A 17,372-nucleotide genomic window follows, 5' to 3' on the forward strand; every position below is an offset into this window, starting at 1 on the left:
CCTGGCTCGAGCTTCGAGTCTTCCCACTGGACGGAACTCTGCTCTGTTCCGACAACAGCTGATGAGCTGTCCAACATCTGTATCTTAAGAAAAACATGTGATGTCGGCAACCCCCGTCGATCAATCCACCAGTCCTTCTGCAGCGCAGTCGGTTTCAGAAGTCGATGTCTGGCTGGAGGCCGGTCGAGACGGGCGTACGTTCAGTTATTGCGACAGTCGCAGTCTCGGAGTGGGACTGGGGGATCTGGTGGCGGTCCGTCTGCGCGGCCGTCGATTGCAGGGGCTGGTCACGGGCTGTCGGCCGATCGAAGCAGGGGCGAATGCTGCTGACTGCAGGGTTGCTCGGCTCAACCCCGTCGAAGAGCTGGTGCAGCGCGCCGCCGTTGATCCATCCTGGCGGTCATGGCTGGATGCCATGGCGGCCCGTTGCCATACCAGTTCCTTTCGCATGCTCAAGGCGGCGTTGCCGCCGGGATGGCTGGGGCAGCGACCTTGTGCGGGTCCGGTTTCGCGCCAGTTGTGGTGGGTGGAGCGGTGTGAACCTGCTGATCCCCCCTCAACCCTGAAGGCTGCCAGGCAGCTTGAACTGCTTGCGGAGCTGGATCGCAGGGGCGGTGGCGCCTGGCAGCGCGATCTTCTCGCGCAGGGCTTTCCATCGGGAATGGTCAAGAGCCTGGAAAGCAAGGGCCTGATTCGCCGGCAACGGAAATCAGAGGCAGGCCCCGGTGGATCAGACAGGACATCAGCCTGCGTTGCAGAGCTGGAGTCACCGCGCCCGCTCACGGATGAGCAGCGATCTGTGGTGGATCGCTTTCGATCACTCCCCGAAGGTGGAGGTCTATTGCTGTGGGGCATCACCGGCTCCGGCAAGACCGAGGTCTATCTGCAGCTGGCAGCTGCAGAGCTGGTAGCCGGTCGCCACGCTCTGTTGCTCACTCCGGAGATCGGGCTCATTCCCCAGCTCGTGGATCGTTGCCGTGAGCGATTCGGAGATCAGGTTCTTGAGTATCACAGCGGCTGCACCGCCCGCGAGCGTGTTCGTGCCTGGCGGCATTGCCTCGAAAGCGACGATCCGCTTGTTGTGGTGGGCACGCGCTCCGCTGTGTTTCTGCCTCTGCGACCGCTCGGTCTGGTTGTTCTTGATGAGGAGCATGACAACTCCTACAAACAGGACTCACCCATGCCCTGCTACCACGCAAGGGTCATGGCAACCGAGCGGGTCAGGCTGCAGGGGGGCCGTCTCCTGCTGGGAAGCGCCACACCATCGCTGGAGAGCTGGAGCCTTGTGCGGCCAGAAGGACCTCTGGTTCTCGCCCGGCTGAGATCACGGATCTCGAGCCAGCCGCTGCCGCCGGTCCGGATCATCGACATGCGCCATGAGCTGGCCGAGGGCAACAAACGACTGATCAGTCGCGCACTGATGGATCGTCTTGCACAGCTGCCGGCAAAGGGTGAACAGGCGGTCGTGCTGGTGCCGAGACGCGGATACAGTACGTTTCTGAGCTGTCGCAGCTGTGGAGAGGTGGTGATGTGCCCCCATTGCGATGTTCCGCTCACCGTTCACGGCAACCGCGGCTCACAGCAGTGGCTGCGTTGTCACTGGTGTGATCATCGAGCGGCCATCACACCCTCATGCACGTCATGCGGTTCCCTGGCGTTCAAGCCTTTTGGAGCAGGGACCCAGAGAGTGCTGGAGCGGCTGGGAGAGGAACTCGGTGATCTGCGCCTGCTGCGCTTCGACCGGGACACCACCGGAGGACGGGATGGCCACCGCAGGCTTCTGGCCCAGTTCGCCGATGGTGAAGCCGACGTACTTGTCGGCACCCAGATGCTCGCCAAGGGAATGGACCTGCCGCGAGTGACACTGGCAGCTGTGCTGGCCGCCGATGGCCTGCTGCATCGGCCTGATCTGAGAGCCGGAGAGCAGTGCCTGCAGCTTCTGCTGCAACTCGCGGGTCGAGCGGGGAGGGCGGAGAAACCCGGGGAGGTGCTGGTCCAGACCTACAGCCCCGACCATCCGGTGATTCGTCATCTCGTTGATGGTCGTTACGAACGCTTCCTGGAGGAGGAATCGGCTCTGCGTCGTCAGGCAGGTCTGGTGCCTTTCGCGCGGGCCTGTCTGCTGCGTCTTTCGGGTGAGTCCGCAACTGATACGGCGACTGCCGGAACCCTGCTGGCTGAAAGGATTCGCGCCGGCTGCACCGCTGCAGGCTGGCAGTTGCTGGGTCCTGCTCCAGCACCCGTGGCGCGGGTGGCGGGTCGCAGCCGCTGGCAGTTGCTTCTGCATGGTCCCAGGGAGAGTGAAATTCCCCTGCCTTCCGGAACAGGACTCTGGGAAGGTCTCCCCAAAGATGTTTCCCTCGCCGTTGATCCGGATCCTTTGCAGCTCTGAATCAGGAGGGCAGCTCGGGGTAGCCGAAGCCGAGTCGAAGCCGCACGGACTGCAGCAGAAAACTCAGCAGCAGCAGCAGAGCGATCAGCACACTGCCAAGGCCAAGAGGACTCCACTGCCAGCGCCGGATCTGCAGCTGGTTGATGCTTCCGCTTTCTAGGCTCCAGAGCAGTCTGTTTCCCTCCAGCCGACCCGTTGTGGGTGTGCTGTTCACCTGTCGGAGATCTTGCACAGGGGTGATGGTGACCTGGAGATCACCGGCTGGAAATCGCTCAAGGGGAGAGAGGTCCAGGCTCAGGTTCAGTTGCTGCTGCACCCCGATCAGCCAGTTCCTCTCCACGACCGACAGTTCCGGAGCGGGCAGGCTCAGTCCGGCGCTGCGTCCCGCCAGCTCCACACTGCTGCGCAACAGCGTGGCGGCCCGGTCAGCTCCAACAGGCGGACTGCTCAGGTTCAGCGCACCTTCTCGGCTCTGATGCACCGACCAGCCGAGACCCGCCTGACGCAGTGACTTCGCGAAGTTCTGCTGCCATGGGAGGCTGTTGCCGCTGAGGCTGTTGATCCGCCAGCTCATCGACAGGCGATCCGGACCTGCCAGATCAATCTCGGCAGTCATGCGCACACAGCCACTGAGCAGCAGGGTCAGTCCGAGCAGAACTGCCAGCACCAGCGAGGCAAATCCAGCTGATGGTGCCGGGGTGGGACCTGTCGGGGGTGGTGGTGGCGGACTGGGGCCACGTCTGCGGCGGCCGGTCACGGTTCCTTTCCCCACCCGGGGAGCCATGTCGAGAGTGGGCAGCTGCATCGACCAGCGCGCCGGACGTTCGAGGCTCGGAGCCTCAAGCACACTCAGCAGCTGACGGGCACGGTTGCGCAGGTCAGGGTCCTTGCAGCGTGTCAGCAGCCGACATGTGGCAATGGCCTTGCGCTCTTCGCCCTGTCCCATCCATGCCGTCACCATCACCATCCGGATGGCCGCCCCCTCGGGCTCCGTGATCGGGCTGGCTTCGGCGAGGGGTTCCAGAAGGCGCAGGCACAGGCCGTAATCACCACGCTCAAGTGCCCGCTCAGCTGCCGATAGCCCGGTGCTCATGCCTCAGCTGCGTCCCACCACCATGGTGCCGATTCCCGCATCGGTGAACACCTCCAGAAGAAGAGCATGGGGGACACGCCCATCCACGATGTGGGCAGCGGAGACTCCCTGGGCAAGAGCCCTGATGCAGCATTCGGTCTTGGGTGTCATGCCACCGGCCACAACACCGTCATGAATCAGCTGTCTGGCCTCTGAAAGTTTGAGCTGACGGATAAGTGATTGTGGATCATCGCGGTTGCGAAGGATGCCGGGGGTATCGGTCAGCAGGATCAGCTTCTCAGCTTCGAGAGAGGCCGCAACCTCGCCGGCAACGGTGTCGGCGTTGATGTTGTGGGCCACGCCGTCGAGATTGGCGGCCACGCTGGAGATCACCGGCACATAACCTCGCTCCAGCAGAGGTTCGAGCACGTCGGGATTGACGCGTGCCACATCACCGACCATCCCGTGGCTGCCATCACCCCAGGCGCGGGCCTCCACCAGACTGCCATCGCTGCCACTGAGGCCGACCGCTCTAGCGCCAAGCCGGTTGAGTCCGTTGACGATCTGCTTGTTGACCCGGCCGACCAGAACCATTTCCACGACGTCCATCGTCTCGGCGTCAGTGACGCGAAGACCGTCCCGGAATTCTGGAGCGATGGCAAGTCGCTTCAACCAGTGATTGATCTCAGGACCCCCGCCATGCACCACAACGGGCTGAACCCCGACACTGCAGAGCAACGCCAGATCTCTGAACACAGCTGTTTGCAGTTCGGCATGGGCCATGGCCGCACCGCCGTACTTGACCACGATCCTGCGGCCGGCGAACCGCTGGATATAGGGAAGAGCCTCACTCAGAACGGAGACCCTGAGGGCATCATCCATTCACCGTTTCTCCGGAATCACTCTGTTCGCCAGAGGCGGTAACGCCCACCGGCAGAAGAAACAGATCCAGGCGGTCTCCTTTCAGAGGAGTGATTGTGGCTTCGAATCCCTTGGCGAAAAATCGACTGAGTCGGCCTTTCTTCTCCTGCCAGAGCTGGATGGGAACGGCCTCACAGGCGAACCTCAGTCGCAGGCCGTAGTGGCCACTGGGGCAGATCTCCTCAATCTCCAGAAGCTGTGGGGGGTTGTCCTCATCCCAAAGCTTGAGCGATTCCAGAGAACTTTCCAGATGGGCTTTTTGGCCGTAGCGCCAACGGGTGACATCGCCGAGAAGCTTTCCAAGTTCAGGGGTGGCAGCCTCACGTTCTCCCTTCAGCTTTGCTTTAGGTGTCACACGCCGAGTCGGTGGCAGTTCCGATGATTTGAGGGCCAGACCGCCCAGCAGAATCGGAATGCCGTAAAAAATTGTCGGCAGGCTCAGGTTGGCGGCGCCGGTTCCATAGGCCACAGCACCAACCACGGTGAGCACTCCGCCGGCGATGGTGACCAGGCTTCCTGGCGAGAGCAGATCGTTCATGCGGCATTGGAAGTGGCGCCATTCTGACCGTGCGGGGTTCAGGATGGATGAACCTGCGGCCGCAGTTGATGGACAGCACCCGATCGCAAGACCTGGACCAGAGTTCAATGGAGGATTCAACAGCCCTGATCCAGCAGCTTGAGCAGGACAGGGCCTGGTTGCTGGAACAGATCGACCGGGGTCGATGGCAGGAATTCCGCCTGGATCTGGCGGCACTCGAGAGGGAGCTCGGGCAGCTGCTTCAGCGTGCCTCCGAGCATTTCAGTGACGGCGACGATCGGCCCTGAGAGGATCGGCGCTGAAAGGTGTTTCCGCGGCTCAGAAGGGGATGTCGTCAGTGTCCGGTACCAGAGGCGAGGTGTTCCACTGCGCTGCAGGCTCCTTCGCAGGGGAGGGTGCCGCAGCGGCGGCAGCTGGCGCCTGCTTAGCGGGGGAGGGCATCTGAGCTGCGGCGGCATCGCTTCCCCCCACAGGGTGGAGCCGGGCAAGGGTGAATTCGGCCCGCTTCTCCTTGGTGCCATCCTGACGGGGCACCGTGTTCATCCTCAGCCTGCCTTCGATCAGCAGCCGCTGACCCACCTGCACCCGATTCTGGAGGTCCTGGGCAAGATTGCCCCATCCGACCACTTTCAGCTGGCCTCTTGGGTCATCCGGGCGCAACGCATCAAAACCCACCTCCATCTCCGCGATCGGTGTCTGGTTGTCCTGGGTGTAACGCAAGGTGGGAGCCTGAAGAACATCCACCTCAATTACGCAGTGATTCATCCTCGGCCTGGTCGGTGAGCGCCATCCTGATGCACCGCTGGCGTAATCGCCTGACTCATGTGCTGATCTTCGCCGGTACAGGTGAAGGCCCTTCCATCGCACTGGCGCTGCTGGAGGCAGGTCATCGCGTCAGCGTCAGCGTTGTCAGTGCAGCTGCATCGAGGGCCTATGAGGGTATGCCGCTGGATGCACTGCAGGTGGGTCCTTTCCCGTCCCCGGAGTCAATCAGTGATTACCTGGCGGCTCGGGCGGTATCGCATGTGGTGGATGCGACGCATCCCTTTGCGATGACAATCAGCACCGAGCTCCGTTCGGCCTGCTTCGGCAGCAATCTGCCGCTGATGCGATTCGAGCGTCCTGACCACGCGGTGTTTGAAGGTTCAGTTCTGGAAACGGTGGGTGATCTCGCCGGATGTGCACTGTCAGGCCATCGTCTGCTTCTCGCTGTTGGGGCGCGGCAGCTGGCCGCCGCCGCCACCGCTGCCAGGCTCGCCGGAGCTCGGGTTCACGCCCGGGTGCTTCCCACTCCTGAAGCCATTCGTCTTGCCGGCCTCGCGGGCTTGTGTGGGGAGCAGCTGGCTGTGTTGAGACCAGCCAGTGGAGAACGCACCGGTGGCTTGGAGGCCGCCCTCTGTCGTCGCTGGCAGATCACCGATGTGCTCTGTCGGCAGTCGGGTGGATCTGCAGATCAAGTCTGGAGTGAGCTGTCCAGTACAGGTTCTGTCAGGCTCTGGAAGCTGAAACGCCCCAACCCGATGCCCAACGTTGAGGTGGTTCATAGCGTGAACCAGTTGTGTCGACGGCTTGATGCCCATGTCAACGGACCTGAGCCTGGTGCTCACCACGGAGGCTGATCAGTCCAAGGCAGAGGCCCTTGCTGAGCAATTGATCACGGGGCGGTTGGCGGCCTGCGTCACCTTGATGCCCGTGCAGTCCTGTTATCGCTGGCAGGGGGAGATCGAGCGTTCGCAGGAAGTGCAGCTGATCATCAAGACGAGCCCTCAGCGCCTGGAGCAGCTTCTTGCTTCTCTCGAAGCCATTCACAGCTACGACACTCCCGAAATCCTCCACCTGGCAGCTCGGGCGGGAGCTGCCTACGGGGCGTGGGCGCTGGATGCCCTCAGTTCAGATGACTCTTCATCAGATCCGGCAGAGAGACCTGGGAGCGAGCACCAAGCTGGGTGACGATCTGACCGGCGCAAAGAGCTCCCAGCTGTCCGCAGCGCTCCAGAGAATCGCCCTGGGTGAAGGCATGCAGAAATCCTCCGGCGTAAAGATCACCGGCACCGGTGGTGTCAACCAGTTCGCCGAGCCCATAGATGCCGATGTCCCAGCGCTGATCGCCGCTGAGCACGACCGATCCATCGCTTCCGCGGGTGACCGCCGTCACTGAGCAACAACCGCGTACCTTCTCGATGGCGGTGTCGAAGTCTTCTGTTTCATAGAGGGATTTGATCTCCACTTCGTTGGCGAACAGCACATCGACATGACCGTTCACCAGCTCAAGAAAGCTCTCTCTGTGGCGATCCACACAGAAGCCATCGGAGAGGGACAGAGCGACCTTTCCGCCGGCGGCACGACAAGCCTCCGCGGCCGCGATGAAGGCCCGCTTGGCTGCCGGGCTGTCCCAGAGATACCCCTCGAGATAGAGCACTTTCGTCTCCTTCACCATCGAGAGGTCGAGATCCTCCGGTTCAAGCTGCGTTGAGGCTCCGAGGAAGGTGCACATCGTGCGCTCTGCGTCCGGCGTCACGTAGATGAGACAGCGTGCGGTGGTGGCGCCAGTGGTTGCGGAGGGTGTCTCAAACCGAGTGCCCACTGCACGAATGTCGTGACTGAAGATCGATCCAAGCTGGTCATCACGCACCCGACCGATGAACCCTGTTCGCCCACCAAGCTGAGCGATGCCGACCATGGTGTTGGCGACTGATCCGCCGGAGGTTTCCAGTCCAGGACCACTGGATGTGTAAAGCGCTTCCGCCTGCTGTTCATCGATCAGGCACATCCCCCCTTTCTGCAGACCGTGCTCACTGAGAAAACCGTCCTTGGTCTGCACCAACACATCCACAATGGCGTTGCCGATTCCGACGACATCCAGGGAGGCGTTGGGCTGGAAACGGGAGGAAGCGGCCATGAACAAGGTGCATCGACTGCGGCAGTCTTACGCCCTGACGGGCTCTGCCGTTATCAGGCGCTGAGAAGTGCCCGTTTTGGACCGTGAATCGGATCCTCAACAACAATGGTCTGATCGCGACCTGCGCCCAGTGAGACGATGGCGATCGGGACCTCCATCAGATCGGCCAGGAAGCGCAGGTAGGCCATGGCTTTCTCAGGGAGGTCCTCAAGCGTGCGGCATTCAGCGGTGGAACACTGCCAGCCCGGGAGTGTCTCGAAAATCGGTTGACAGCGTGCGAAGGCCTCTGCACAGGAGGGGAAGTGTTCGATTCTTTCCCCATCAAGTGCATAGGCCACACAAACCTGAAGTTCGTCGAGTTCGTCCAGCACGTCGAGTTTGGTCACGGCCAGGCAATCAAGACCGTTGACACCGACTGCGTAACGTCCGATCACACCGTCGAACCAGCCGCAGCGGCGGCGGCGGCCGGTGGTGGTGCCGAACTCTCCACCCCGGTCGCAGAGATGATCATTGAGGCTGCCGTCGAGTTCGGTGGGAAACGGCCCTTCTCCAACTCTGGTGGTGTAGGCCTTGGCCACGCCGATCACCCGGTCGATCAGGGTCGGGCCCACGCCAGCCCCGATGCAGGCACCACCGGAGACGGGGTTGGAGGACGTGACGTAGGGATAGGTGCCATGGTCCAGGTCGAGCAGTGTGCCCTGAGCGCCCTCGAACAGGATGTTTTGACGAGCGCGTGCGGCCTGGTGAATCTCCCGGGTGCAGTCCACCACATGGGGGGCCAGCCGTTTGCCATAGGCCAGATATTCACTGATCACCGCTTCTGAGTCGAGCGGCTCCACGCCGTATATGGTCTGCAGAAGCTGATTCTTTTCGTTCAGTGGGCCTTCAAGGCGATCGCGCAGTCTCGCCTCGTCGAGAATGTCGATGACGCGGATTCCGCTGCGCTGGGATTTGTCCGCGTAGGTCGGACCAATGCCCCGGCCCGTGGTGCCGATGCGCCGATCGCCTCGCTGCTTTTCCATCGCCTGATCGAGCAGGCGGTGGTAGGGCATGGTCACGTGCGCTGTTGAGGAGAGCTTCAGCCCGGCAATGTCGATTCCGTTCTCGATCAGCATGTCGAGCTCGCCGAGCATCACCTTGGGATCAACCACCGTGCCGGAGCCGATCAGGCAAACGGTGTCGGGATAGAGAATTCCAGAGGGGATCAAGTGGAGCTTGAGAACCTGATCGTCCACAACGATGGTGTGGCCTGCGTTGACGCCGCCCTGATAGCGGACGACGACATCGGCGGAACGGCTGAGGAGATCTGTGATCTTTCCTTTCCCTTCGTCACCCCACTGCGCACCGATGACGACAACATTGGCCAAAGACACTGCGGCCCGAAGCCGCCATTCTGCACAATCCGGAACTCTCTCAGATCCACCTGCCTGAGGTCAAAGAGAGTTGCGAAATTGTGATTGGAACCTGAAAAGCCTGGCGGGGTCTGATGCTCAGGTGCCACGAAGAGCGGCTTTCTCGGCTTTGCTCAGCTCTTTTTCAACGCGAGTGCGCAGTGCTTCAGGCACCGGCCGATTGGTGTAGGTGTTGTAGTGACCCTGCAGAGAATTCAAGGCTGTCTGCATGGTGGTGAAGGAGCTGAGACCATTCACCTGGGGCCTGGGCCGATACCTCGACATGTAGTCATTGATGAGGTCGTGGGCTTCCTGTTCCGAGGTCTGGAGACCTTCCGCATCTGAAGGCAGTGAAAGCGTGGTCTGAAGAGAGTGAACGACTGCCACTGTGTCTTCGATGTAGTCACCGGTCAGGGTTGAAACGGTGTCGCCGCAAGCGGTGAGCAACAGGGAGAGACCAAGGCAGAGGGCCAGGGTGAATCCCCTGAGTTGTCGGCTGAGGCGTTGCAGCGCTATTCGCATGGCAGGAAAAGTTTGAGGAACTTTAAGGCGGAGCAGACTTCGATCAGGTGCCCCCCTGGACGGCCACGAGCACGGAGTTCAGCGCTTCTTGATGCGACATGGTGCTGTTGGACCGGCTGGAACGCTCCACCACTTCGACCCGTCCGGCTTCGGCTTCGCGACCGACAACGATTCTCCAGGGGATTCCGATCAGATCGGCATCTTTGAATTTGACTCCGGCACGCTCGCTTCGGTCATCCAGGAGGGCATCAACTCCTGCGGATTGCAGTGATCCGTAAAGAGACTCTCCCAAGTCCAGCTGTGTCGAGTCCTGCACATTCGCGATAACCACGATCACCTGGAAGGGCGCAATGTTCACTGGCCAGCAGATTCCCGCTTCATCGTGATGCTGTTCCACTGCTGCCTGGGCAAGGCGAGAGATGCCGATGCCGTAGCAGCCCATCAGCAGCGACGCCTGCTTGCCGTCCTTGTCGGTGAAGCGGGCCTCCAGAGCGTCGGAGTATTTGCTGCCGAGCTGGAAGATGTGACCCACCTCGATGCCTCTCCTCTCCTCAAGGATCTGTTCCTGGTTGTGGAGGGAGCGATCACCGGCCTTGGCATTGCGCAGATCAGCTTCGATCTGAGCGGGCATCGAGCTCCACGTCGCTCCCCAGCGATGCTGGTCGGCGCTGTTGGCGCCACAGACGAAGCGGTCAAGATTGAGGGCGGTTGGATCCGCCAGGCGGACAAACCGTTTTTCCCAGCTTCGAACATCCTGCAGTGAGCAGTCTTCAAGATCAGGGCCGATGGAGCCGAAGGGCAGCGGAGAGAGCCCCTGCTGCCGGAGCTGCTCTGGGTTGATTGGTGCAATCTCCAGTGCGGGGGACCCCATGCGCTGGGTCACGGCATTGGTCAATTTGACGTCGTTCAGCTCCTGGTCCCCTCGCAGGCTGACCAGCAGCGGTTGCTTTCGGCCATCGTCGAGGCGGGCCAGCAGCACCAGCACCTTGACGGTCTGAGATGGGGAGAGGCCGTTGGCAGCGCAGAGATCCTCAATCGTTGCCTGACCTGGCGTGTCAAGGTTTCGTTCCTCGCCCGGAGGCAGTGTCTCTGCAACTGATGGAAGCGACACCGCTTTCTCCTGATTGGCGGCATAGCTCCCATCCGGCGTGGAGAGAATCAGGTCTTCGCCCGCATTCGCCATCACCATGAATTCCTGGGATGCGGCTCCTCCGATGGCGCCGCTGTCGGCATCCACTGCAACGGCGTTCAGACCGCAGCGCTTGAAGATGCGGGCATAGGCCCCGGCCATCAGTGCATAGGTCTTCTCTAGATCCTTTTCATCAGCGTGAAAGGAGTAGGCGTCCTTCATGATGAATTCCCGACTGCGCATCAGACCGAAGCGGGGCCTGATCTCGTCGCGGAATTTGGTCTGTATCTGATAAAGCGTGACCGGAAGCTGTTTATAGGAGCGCAGCAGATCGCCGGCCAGCACGGTGACGATTTCTTCGTGAGTTGGGCCAAGGCCCACCTGCCGGCCCTGGCGATCCTCCAGATGAAACATGATTCCCTCGCCGGCTGTATAGCCCTGCCAGCGACCGCTGCGTTCCCATGGTTCCGCGGGTTGAAGCTGAGGAAGCAGCGTCTCGAGTGCACCGAGGCTGTCAAGCTCGTCACGAACGATGGTGTTGATCTTGCTCAGCACGCGCCACATCAAGGGGAGGTAGGCGTAGAGGCCAGGCCCAACACGTCTGATGTAACCACCGCGAACAAGTAATTGATGAGATGGAATCTCAGCGTCTGCGGGAACGTTCCTTAACGTCACCAGCGACAGGCGGGAGACGCGCATGACGGCAATAAATAGGTGGGGTCAGGAAGCTATCACCGCCAAGAAAACGGTCGATCCGGGAACTGTCACTTTTGCTGTGATCGATGCTGGCGTCCTGAGTCTCAGCTGCTATGTTCAGCAAATTCCAAGCTGTCCCAGGGCTGTCTCATGTTTCCTCGGCCGATAGAAGTTTCAGTGCCGGCCGTAAGCGAATCCTCGGATTTTCGGAGTGATGCTGCATCTGTACTTTCGCAGTCAGAAGCGCTTGTTGGAATCGATGATGTTCAGAAGTCGTTGAATCGATCTCGTGCATCCGTATATCGCTACACCAATACTGATCCGCGCAACCTCAACCGAGTTTTCAACCCTCGTAAACTCAATCCTGAATACAGGAGCGATCAAAAAGATCCCCTTCTTTTTCATCCCAACGAGGTAGCTCGTTTCGCCAAGGACGTGCTGAGGATCAAGGAGGTCACCGTTGAGGTCCTCAATTCGCCTTCCACAGCCACCCAGCAAGTACTTGGAGCGATCCTTGATGAGTTGCGTTTAATCCGATCCCGTCTTGACGGTCTTCCCGAAGCTCCTTCGGATCTGGCGTCGCGCCGCGATCGTCAGGATCGCCCCGCTGCATAAGACTTGCATTGGTGTCACAATGAATGTGAGTCATCGAGTCCTCGATTCATGACTCAATCTCCCTTCAGAACGCCCATGAGATGTTCTGAATCGGCCTCTGCCTCCGGGCGGAAAGCCTGGGATGTCCCCGACCACCACTGAATGGATCCTGAGCCTGCCCCCAAGCCCCCTGTGTCTGCAGCACAGTTCGTGGCTATCCCTGCTCTTGCTGTTTTCGGATTCACCCTTGCCATCACTGGGCTGGGTATTCCATTGGCCGCTGTGCTGACCGATCGTCCCACCAATCCCTCCGTCGCCGCCAAGGAGCGTCATGGATCTCAGGGCTCTTACCCCGTCTCCATCTCCAGGACTGGTCAATCTGATCGTTGAGATTCCAGCTGGCAGCAGCAACAAATATGAGTATTTCGCTGGTGCGGGGGTGATGGCTCTTGACCGCGTTCTCCATTCCGCGGTCAGATATCCGTTTGATTACGGCTTCATTCCGAACACGCTTGCGGAGGATGGCTCACCGCTCGATGCGATGGTGATCATGGCTGAACCAACCTTCGCTGGATGTCTGATTCAGGCACGACCGATTGGTGTCCTCGATATGCACGACATGGGCCACTACGACGGCAAGATCCTCTGTGTGCCTGTGGCAGATCCACGTCAGCAGACGATTCAGAGCATTCATCAGATCGCTCACAATCAGCTGGAGGACGTTGCTGAATTTTTCCGCACCTACAAAAACATGGAAGGTCGTGTGACGGAAATCGGCGGATGGCGTGACGTGGATGCGGTTCAGCCGCTGCTGGACAGGTGTGTCACGGCCGCTTCCTCCTGATCGGGCATTCGCTTGGTCGACACCGTTTTCAGCACGGCTTCCGAATGGAATCCTCATCTGAAACTTCGAAGCTTGTAAATTAAGCGACATTCACGTGTGATCGATCCGTGCCCACCATCCGTTTTGAGCAGGAAGGCCAACAGGTCAGTTGCATCGAAGGCGCCAATCTGCGCAAAGCGGCTCTGTCTGCAGGGGTCAATCCATACAAGGGTCTCAACAACCTCAACAACTGCGGCGGGGTCGGTCAGTGTGGGACCTGCGTCATTGAGGTACTCGAGGGTTCCCAGAATCTCTCCCCACTCAGTGATGTTGAGGAGGTTTACCTCTCCGATCGACCTGCGAACTACCGCCTCAGCTGCCGAACCACGGTCAATGGAGATGTGACAATCCGTACCCGCCCCGACGATGGGGTAGGTCAGGGCTCCAACAGCCTCATCGGCGCCGTCAAGAATCTTCTTGCCCGTTGACGGTGGCTGTTCTTACGGTCTTCGGTTATTCACGCTGCAACACCTGTCGAAAAGCCTTGTCATGGCTCCATGATCAGGGTTTGGATTCCGAAGTGCTCGATATCACGGTTACCCCTCCATCAGCTGAACTCCTGCGCAAGGCGTACGAACAGTTCGGTCAGGTCAAACCCCTCTTCAACACCAGTGGTCAGAGCTACAGAGCCCTTGGAGCTGATGCGGTCAAAGCGATGACCATCGAACAGGCACTGCAGGCACTGGCAGCTGATGGGAAGCTCATCAAGCGTCCTTTTGTCCGTTGCCCTGACGGTCAATTTCTTGTGGGCTTCAGGCCCGAGGTCTGGTCTGAGGTTCTTCTGAATTGAAGTTCAATCCATCCAGCTCCGTGATCAACTCGTCGACATTCCTCTGCAGCCTCAGCTGATTCATGCTGCTTCTCTTGAGATCCTCGAGAAATGCAGACACGAGTATCTGGCTGCGTTCCAGCACCGGTCCTTGCTCGAGTGTTCTGGCCAGTTCTTCCCAGAAACGGTCCACGGTTTGGACCCCGAGATCAACAAGCATCGGATCTTTCTGAGCCAGACGATCTCCAGCGCTGCGGGAAAGGTTCAGAAGTGAATCAACGAGTCCGGCGGAAAGTTGCTGACTGAGCTCAGCTTCAGCTTTACCGATTCCAGGTAGGGACCGGAGTGACGCCGGGACCGCCGTTTCCTCGAGATTGCGTCTCAGGGCATGGCTCACCAGTGCCACAAGCTGGGGGCGCATGCCAGGTCCAACCTGAGTTAGCACCAACGGAAGCCAGAGACGAAGCAGTTCTGAGAGTTCCTGTTCGCCATCGGATTCGATGCTCTGATGACTGCACAGACGACGGATCTTTTCCGGCCAGTGGGGTGAGCGAACTGCATCCTGGGCGGTATCGAGGATCCGCAGCGTGATCACCTCGAAAAGCTCAAGCGCGAGAACAGCGACGACACCGCGGCTGACCGCTGCCCTGAGGGGCTCAAGCTGAATCATGCGTGCGCTGGACAGCCGCTCGGTGACCGGCAGAACCCGCAGCAGTCTCCAGAACGGAATCAGCAGCGGCACATCAATCCATCGACGCAGCAGTGCGTCTCTCCAGGCAATGCCCGGATAGCGCTGCTTCAGCCTGATGGCACGCAGCATGATGTCGAGGACGAAGAGGATCTGGAAGGGGAGATCGATCCTCCATGACAGATCGACCGGCTGCCCGTTTTCATCCGTGCCGCGCCAGTAATTGGTGGCAGCCAGGGGAAGAATGCTCTTGCGCCAGAACCGTTGTTCCTCCGGCCATCGTTCATCCGAGAGATAGCTGTCTCCAAGCAGATGGGCTGCGGACTGCTTGGCTGAATCCATCCCTGCTCTCGCTCTCAGTCGACTCTTGAGTTTCTCCAGGGTTCCGGTTTTGTCTGAACTGACAAAAGGGTTTTCATCAATCAGCTGGCTGTTGCGCACCACCATTTCCAGCCGCAGCTGTTTTGCAGCAGGGCTGTTGATTCCGCTTGACGCGGCGGTGGTTTCCAGCTGCTGGAAATGTCGTACGTAGGCCTCGGTGTCCCGATGGGGCTCAATTCCCTTCACCGGGTCATAGAGGGGTGTGATGTCGGGCAGCCATGGCAGTGGAACCGCAAGGCTGATGGAGGGCAGAGGAAAGAGTGTGCGCTGCAGCCAGAAGTTGCGCAGCGGCACATAGGTCACATCGAAGACGACCCAGGCCAGATTGAGTGCGGCGATTCCCGCGATCACCCGATCCCAGCCAAGCCAGAAGCGATGGCTCGCGGAGGGTTTCACACCTAACCACCGGGGCCTGACCATGGGTGTGAGCGTTCTGTCCTGAGGCTAGGTGGCCGTCGCCAACAGGCCTATCTTGGGTGACCAAAGGCCAGCAAGGTTTCCGTTGCCAGACGCCCCACACGACGCTTCGCCATCACAAGCTGACACTCAATCGGATGCGTCTTCGTCCTCCAATAAGCCCAAGAATCAAAAAGGACATCCGTTCTGGGATTTCTGGGGACCGGTGATCTTCACTCTGGCCCTTTATCTGGGGATTCGTCATTACGTGGCGGAGGCGCGCTTCATTCCATCGGGTTCGATGCTCCCAGGTCTGCAGATTCAGGATCGCCTGCTCGTTGAGAAACTCTCCTACGCAACGCGAGGCCCCAGGCGTGGAGAGATTGTGGTGTTCAACTCTCCGCATGCTTTTGATCCGGCACTGAAAACCGCTGGTTCACCCCCAACGTTCCGCTGCGCTCTGGCCAATTTTCCGCTGCTGGGCCTGATTCCAGGTATCGGCCATCCTGCCTGTGACGCCTACATCAAACGGGTTGTCGCTGTCGGAGGAGACCAGGTCTCAGTCAACCCGCGGGGTGAGCTGCGCGTGAATGGAGATCGTGTGCAAGAGCCCTACGTGACCAAGTACTGCCCTGTTGATGAACAGGGAATGAGTCTCTGCCGAACGCTCAATGTCACGGTGCCGGAAGGTCATGTTCTGGCGCTCGGCGACAACCGCAGCAACAGCTGGGATGGACGTTACTGGCCAGGCGGTCCTTTTCTGCCTGAGGATCAGATCATCGGACGCGCTCTCTGGAGGTTCTGGCCGCTCAATCGTCTGGGTTCGCTGGGGTCCTGAGTCCGCATTGCAGCACGCGTCCATCAAGAGGACGGCCGAGGCAGGGTTGATTGGCTGCCTTTGAAGACCATGGATCCGATCGCGTGGGTGTCCAGACCTCATCCGGATCGAACAGAAGCCAGCGATTGCTGCCCGGAATCAGACGCTCCTCGGAGATCCCGAGCATTCTGGAGGGTCCGAAACTGAGCACGTCCCAGAGACGTTCAGGTGTCCAGCCGCTTGAAACAACAAGCGCTTTCCAGAGGGAGGGAAGCACGTGCTGGTGACCGGCAATCCCTCGTTGGCGTTGATCAGGAGGCAGCAGGCTCTCTTCATCGTCAAGCGGTGATGCGTGCACAGCGATCGCCTGGATCAGGCCCTCGCTCAGTCCTTCGATCAGCGCATCACGGTCTTTGCTGTTACCCAGAGACGGTGAGACGAACCATGAGGCTGCCGTTGCCGCACTTGAACTGCTGCTGGTCACAATGTGCCACCAGCTCACGGTTGCGGCAGGAGGTGACGCCGACCGCCGAAGCAGATCAATCCCTGCGGCAGTGGAAAGACCCATTAAGATCAGCTTGCGCTGTGGGTGCTCCAGCTGAAGCTGAGCGAGCTGACTGAGGGGCAGCGTTTCGCTGCTCAGAGGATCGTTGGGCCAGCCTGCTCTCAGTGCTTCGGGTCCTTCCCGAAGCAGTCCCTCACCCCGCAGAACGGCATCAAGGGGTGGGATCAGAACGGGTGATGCACCCGATTCACCCAGGGTCAGGGCGCGGTCGAGCAAAGGGACAGGCGGCAGGCTGGTTCCATCGGAGAGTCCAATAGCCCCTGCTTCGATCAGGTCGGCATGGGGAGTCAGTTGCTCCCCCTTCCCTCCCTGGCTGAATCCCCCCCAGAGATGGACAGCCACATCACAGCCGTCCGGCCGAAATCCTTGAAGCTGATCAGGCAGTTCACGGCGGTTCCCCGACGCCTCAGGCAGCAGGGCAATCTGTCCATAACCGCCTGCAGCGGCCGATCTCACAAGGCTCTGCAGAGTTTCGCCCTGGCTCTGGAAAGGCTCAGGTAAAAGGGAATGACTGTCGACCAGGCATGGAGCGAGAAGTTGATGCCCTGCTGCCAGGGGGGCGATGCCCGCTGACCGAGCCGTTTCGCGGGCCTGATCTCCCAGTGCCTCAAGACATCCGTCTTTCAGCAGGGCAGCGCCCTGTTCCTGCAGCGGCTGGTCGGGCCCGACCAGCACCCTCACCGGGTCCAGCAGGATCATCTCGGTCATCGGTCTCAGTG

The 17,372-nt window shown here is 60.2% G+C and carries 20 protein-coding genes; 10 read left to right on the forward strand and 10 right to left on the reverse strand.

Features of this window, described 5'->3' with window-relative positions; genetic code table 11:
- Positions 1–100 precede the first annotated feature (100 nt).
- The gene (gene priA / locus SIB83_RS11940) at positions 101–2,392 is read left to right on the forward strand and encodes a primosomal protein N' (protein WP_413745935.1); all 2,292 of its coding nucleotides are present in this window, start codon (positions 101–103) and stop codon (positions 2,390–2,392) included.
- Position 2,393: 1 nt separating this feature from the next.
- Here the strand turns inward: priA and SIB83_RS11945 are convergent, their stop codons facing one another.
- Genes SIB83_RS11945 through SIB83_RS11955 form a run of 3 tightly spaced genes read right to left on the reverse strand, consistent with a single transcriptional unit; the run spans position 2,394 to position 4,923 of the window.
- Positions 2,394–3,485 (reverse strand): DUF3153 domain-containing protein, encoded by a 1,092-nt coding sequence (locus SIB83_RS11945; protein ID WP_413401456.1) that lies wholly within the window; start codon positions 3,483–3,485, stop codon positions 2,394–2,396.
- A 3-nt stretch (positions 3,486–3,488) separates the two neighbouring features.
- Positions 3,489–4,346, reverse strand: a complete 858-nt coding sequence (argB, locus tag SIB83_RS11950) for an acetylglutamate kinase (RefSeq protein WP_413745936.1) — start codon at positions 4,344–4,346, stop codon at positions 3,489–3,491.
- A complete protein-coding gene (locus SIB83_RS11955) occupies positions 4,339–4,923 on the reverse strand; it encodes a DUF2854 domain-containing protein (protein WP_413745937.1) in 585 nt (194 codons plus the stop codon). Before SIB83_RS11955 ends, argB begins: the two co-directional genes overlap by 8 nt.
- A gap of 107 nt (positions 4,924–5,030) precedes the next feature.
- Between SIB83_RS11955 and SIB83_RS11960 the strand changes: the two genes are divergently transcribed.
- Entirely contained in the window at positions 5,031–5,210 is a 180-nt protein-coding gene (locus SIB83_RS11960; RefSeq protein WP_413406337.1) for a hypothetical protein, read from the forward strand.
- A gap of 31 nt (positions 5,211–5,241) precedes the next feature.
- On the opposite strand, the gene SIB83_RS11965 is transcribed toward SIB83_RS11960, so the two are convergent.
- Positions 5,242–5,688 (reverse strand): single-stranded DNA-binding protein, encoded by a 447-nt coding sequence (locus SIB83_RS11965; RefSeq protein ID WP_413745938.1) that lies wholly within the window; start codon positions 5,686–5,688, stop codon positions 5,242–5,244.
- A 14-nt stretch (positions 5,689–5,702) separates the two neighbouring features.
- Here SIB83_RS11965 and SIB83_RS11970 point away from each other — a divergent pair, with 14 nt between their 5' ends.
- Positions 5,703–6,542: a precorrin-6A/cobalt-precorrin-6A reductase gene (locus SIB83_RS11970; RefSeq protein ID WP_413745939.1), complete on the forward strand. Its 840-nt coding sequence runs from the start codon at positions 5,703–5,705 to the stop codon at positions 6,540–6,542.
- Complete coding sequence (gene cutA, locus SIB83_RS11975; RefSeq protein ID WP_413401465.1) at positions 6,502–6,873, forward strand: divalent-cation tolerance protein CutA; 372 nt, start codon at positions 6,502–6,504, stop codon at positions 6,871–6,873. Before SIB83_RS11970 ends, cutA begins: the two co-directional genes overlap by 41 nt.
- Here the strand turns inward: cutA and SIB83_RS11980 are convergent.
- The 4 genes from SIB83_RS11980 to SIB83_RS11995 all read right to left on the reverse strand — a co-directional run bounded on the left by SIB83_RS11980 (position 6,809) and on the right by SIB83_RS11995 (position 11,563).
- Positions 6,809–7,822, reverse strand: coding sequence for an adenosine kinase (locus SIB83_RS11980; protein WP_413401467.1), 1,014 nt, complete (start codon positions 7,820–7,822; stop codon positions 6,809–6,811). The two genes, cutA and SIB83_RS11980, sit on opposite strands and share 65 nt — an antisense overlap.
- 53 nt (positions 7,823–7,875) lie before the next feature.
- Positions 7,876–9,195, reverse strand: coding sequence for an adenylosuccinate synthase (locus SIB83_RS11985; protein WP_413745940.1), 1,320 nt, complete (start codon positions 9,193–9,195; stop codon positions 7,876–7,878).
- A 117-nt stretch (positions 9,196–9,312) separates the two neighbouring features.
- Positions 9,313–9,735: a photosystem II protein Psb27 gene (psb27, locus tag SIB83_RS11990; protein ID WP_413745941.1), complete on the reverse strand. Its 423-nt coding sequence runs from the start codon at positions 9,733–9,735 to the stop codon at positions 9,313–9,315.
- A 43-nt stretch (positions 9,736–9,778) separates the two neighbouring features.
- The gene (locus SIB83_RS11995) at positions 9,779–11,563 is read right to left on the reverse strand and encodes a proline--tRNA ligase (protein ID WP_413745942.1); all 1,785 of its coding nucleotides are present in this window, start codon (positions 11,561–11,563) and stop codon (positions 9,779–9,781) included.
- A gap of 147 nt (positions 11,564–11,710) precedes the next feature.
- On the opposite strand from SIB83_RS11995, the gene SIB83_RS12000 reads away from it, so the two are divergent.
- The 5 genes from SIB83_RS12000 (at position 11,711) to SIB83_RS12020 (ending at position 13,827) form a co-directional block, all read left to right on the forward strand.
- The gene (locus tag SIB83_RS12000; protein WP_413745943.1) at positions 11,711–12,175 is read left to right on the forward strand and encodes a resolvase; all 465 of its coding nucleotides are present in this window, start codon (positions 11,711–11,713) and stop codon (positions 12,173–12,175) included.
- 141 nt (positions 12,176–12,316) lie between these two features.
- On the forward strand, positions 12,317–12,544 hold the full coding sequence (locus SIB83_RS12005) for a hypothetical protein (RefSeq protein ID WP_413401476.1): 228 nt from the start codon (positions 12,317–12,319) through the stop codon (positions 12,542–12,544).
- Positions 12,486–12,998 (forward strand): inorganic diphosphatase, encoded by a 513-nt coding sequence (locus tag SIB83_RS12010; RefSeq protein WP_413401477.1) that lies wholly within the window; start codon positions 12,486–12,488, stop codon positions 12,996–12,998. The genes SIB83_RS12005 and SIB83_RS12010 overlap by 59 nt, the downstream gene beginning before the upstream one ends.
- A gap of 107 nt (positions 12,999–13,105) precedes the next feature.
- Positions 13,106–13,465, forward strand: a complete 360-nt coding sequence (locus SIB83_RS12015) for a 2Fe-2S iron-sulfur cluster-binding protein (RefSeq protein ID WP_413745944.1) — start codon at positions 13,106–13,108, stop codon at positions 13,463–13,465.
- A 2-nt stretch (positions 13,466–13,467) separates the two neighbouring features.
- Positions 13,468–13,827, forward strand: coding sequence for an arsenate reductase family protein (locus tag SIB83_RS12020; RefSeq protein ID WP_413745945.1), 360 nt, complete (start codon positions 13,468–13,470; stop codon positions 13,825–13,827).
- Here the strand turns inward: SIB83_RS12020 and SIB83_RS12025 are convergent.
- A complete protein-coding gene (locus tag SIB83_RS12025; RefSeq protein ID WP_413401483.1) occupies positions 13,790–15,295 on the reverse strand; it encodes a hypothetical protein in 1,506 nt (501 codons plus the stop codon). The two genes, SIB83_RS12020 and SIB83_RS12025, sit on opposite strands and share 38 nt — an antisense overlap.
- Positions 15,296–15,497: 202 nt before the next feature.
- On the opposite strand from SIB83_RS12025, the gene lepB reads away from it, so the two are divergent.
- Positions 15,498–16,109 (forward strand): signal peptidase I, encoded by a 612-nt coding sequence (gene lepB / locus SIB83_RS12030; RefSeq protein WP_413401485.1) that lies wholly within the window; start codon positions 15,498–15,500, stop codon positions 16,107–16,109.
- On the opposite strand, the gene SIB83_RS12035 is transcribed toward lepB, so the two are convergent.
- Positions 16,081–17,361, reverse strand: a complete 1,281-nt coding sequence (locus SIB83_RS12035; protein WP_413745946.1) for a dihydroorotase — start codon at positions 17,359–17,361, stop codon at positions 16,081–16,083. The genes lepB and SIB83_RS12035 overlap by 29 nt on opposite strands.
- Between the last annotated feature and the right edge of the window lie 11 nt (positions 17,362–17,372).

The organism is Synechococcus sp. MIT S9507 (genome assembly GCF_047304715.1).
In the GTDB taxonomy this organism is placed as follows: domain Bacteria; phylum Cyanobacteriota; class Cyanobacteriia; order PCC-6307; family Cyanobiaceae; genus Synechococcus_C.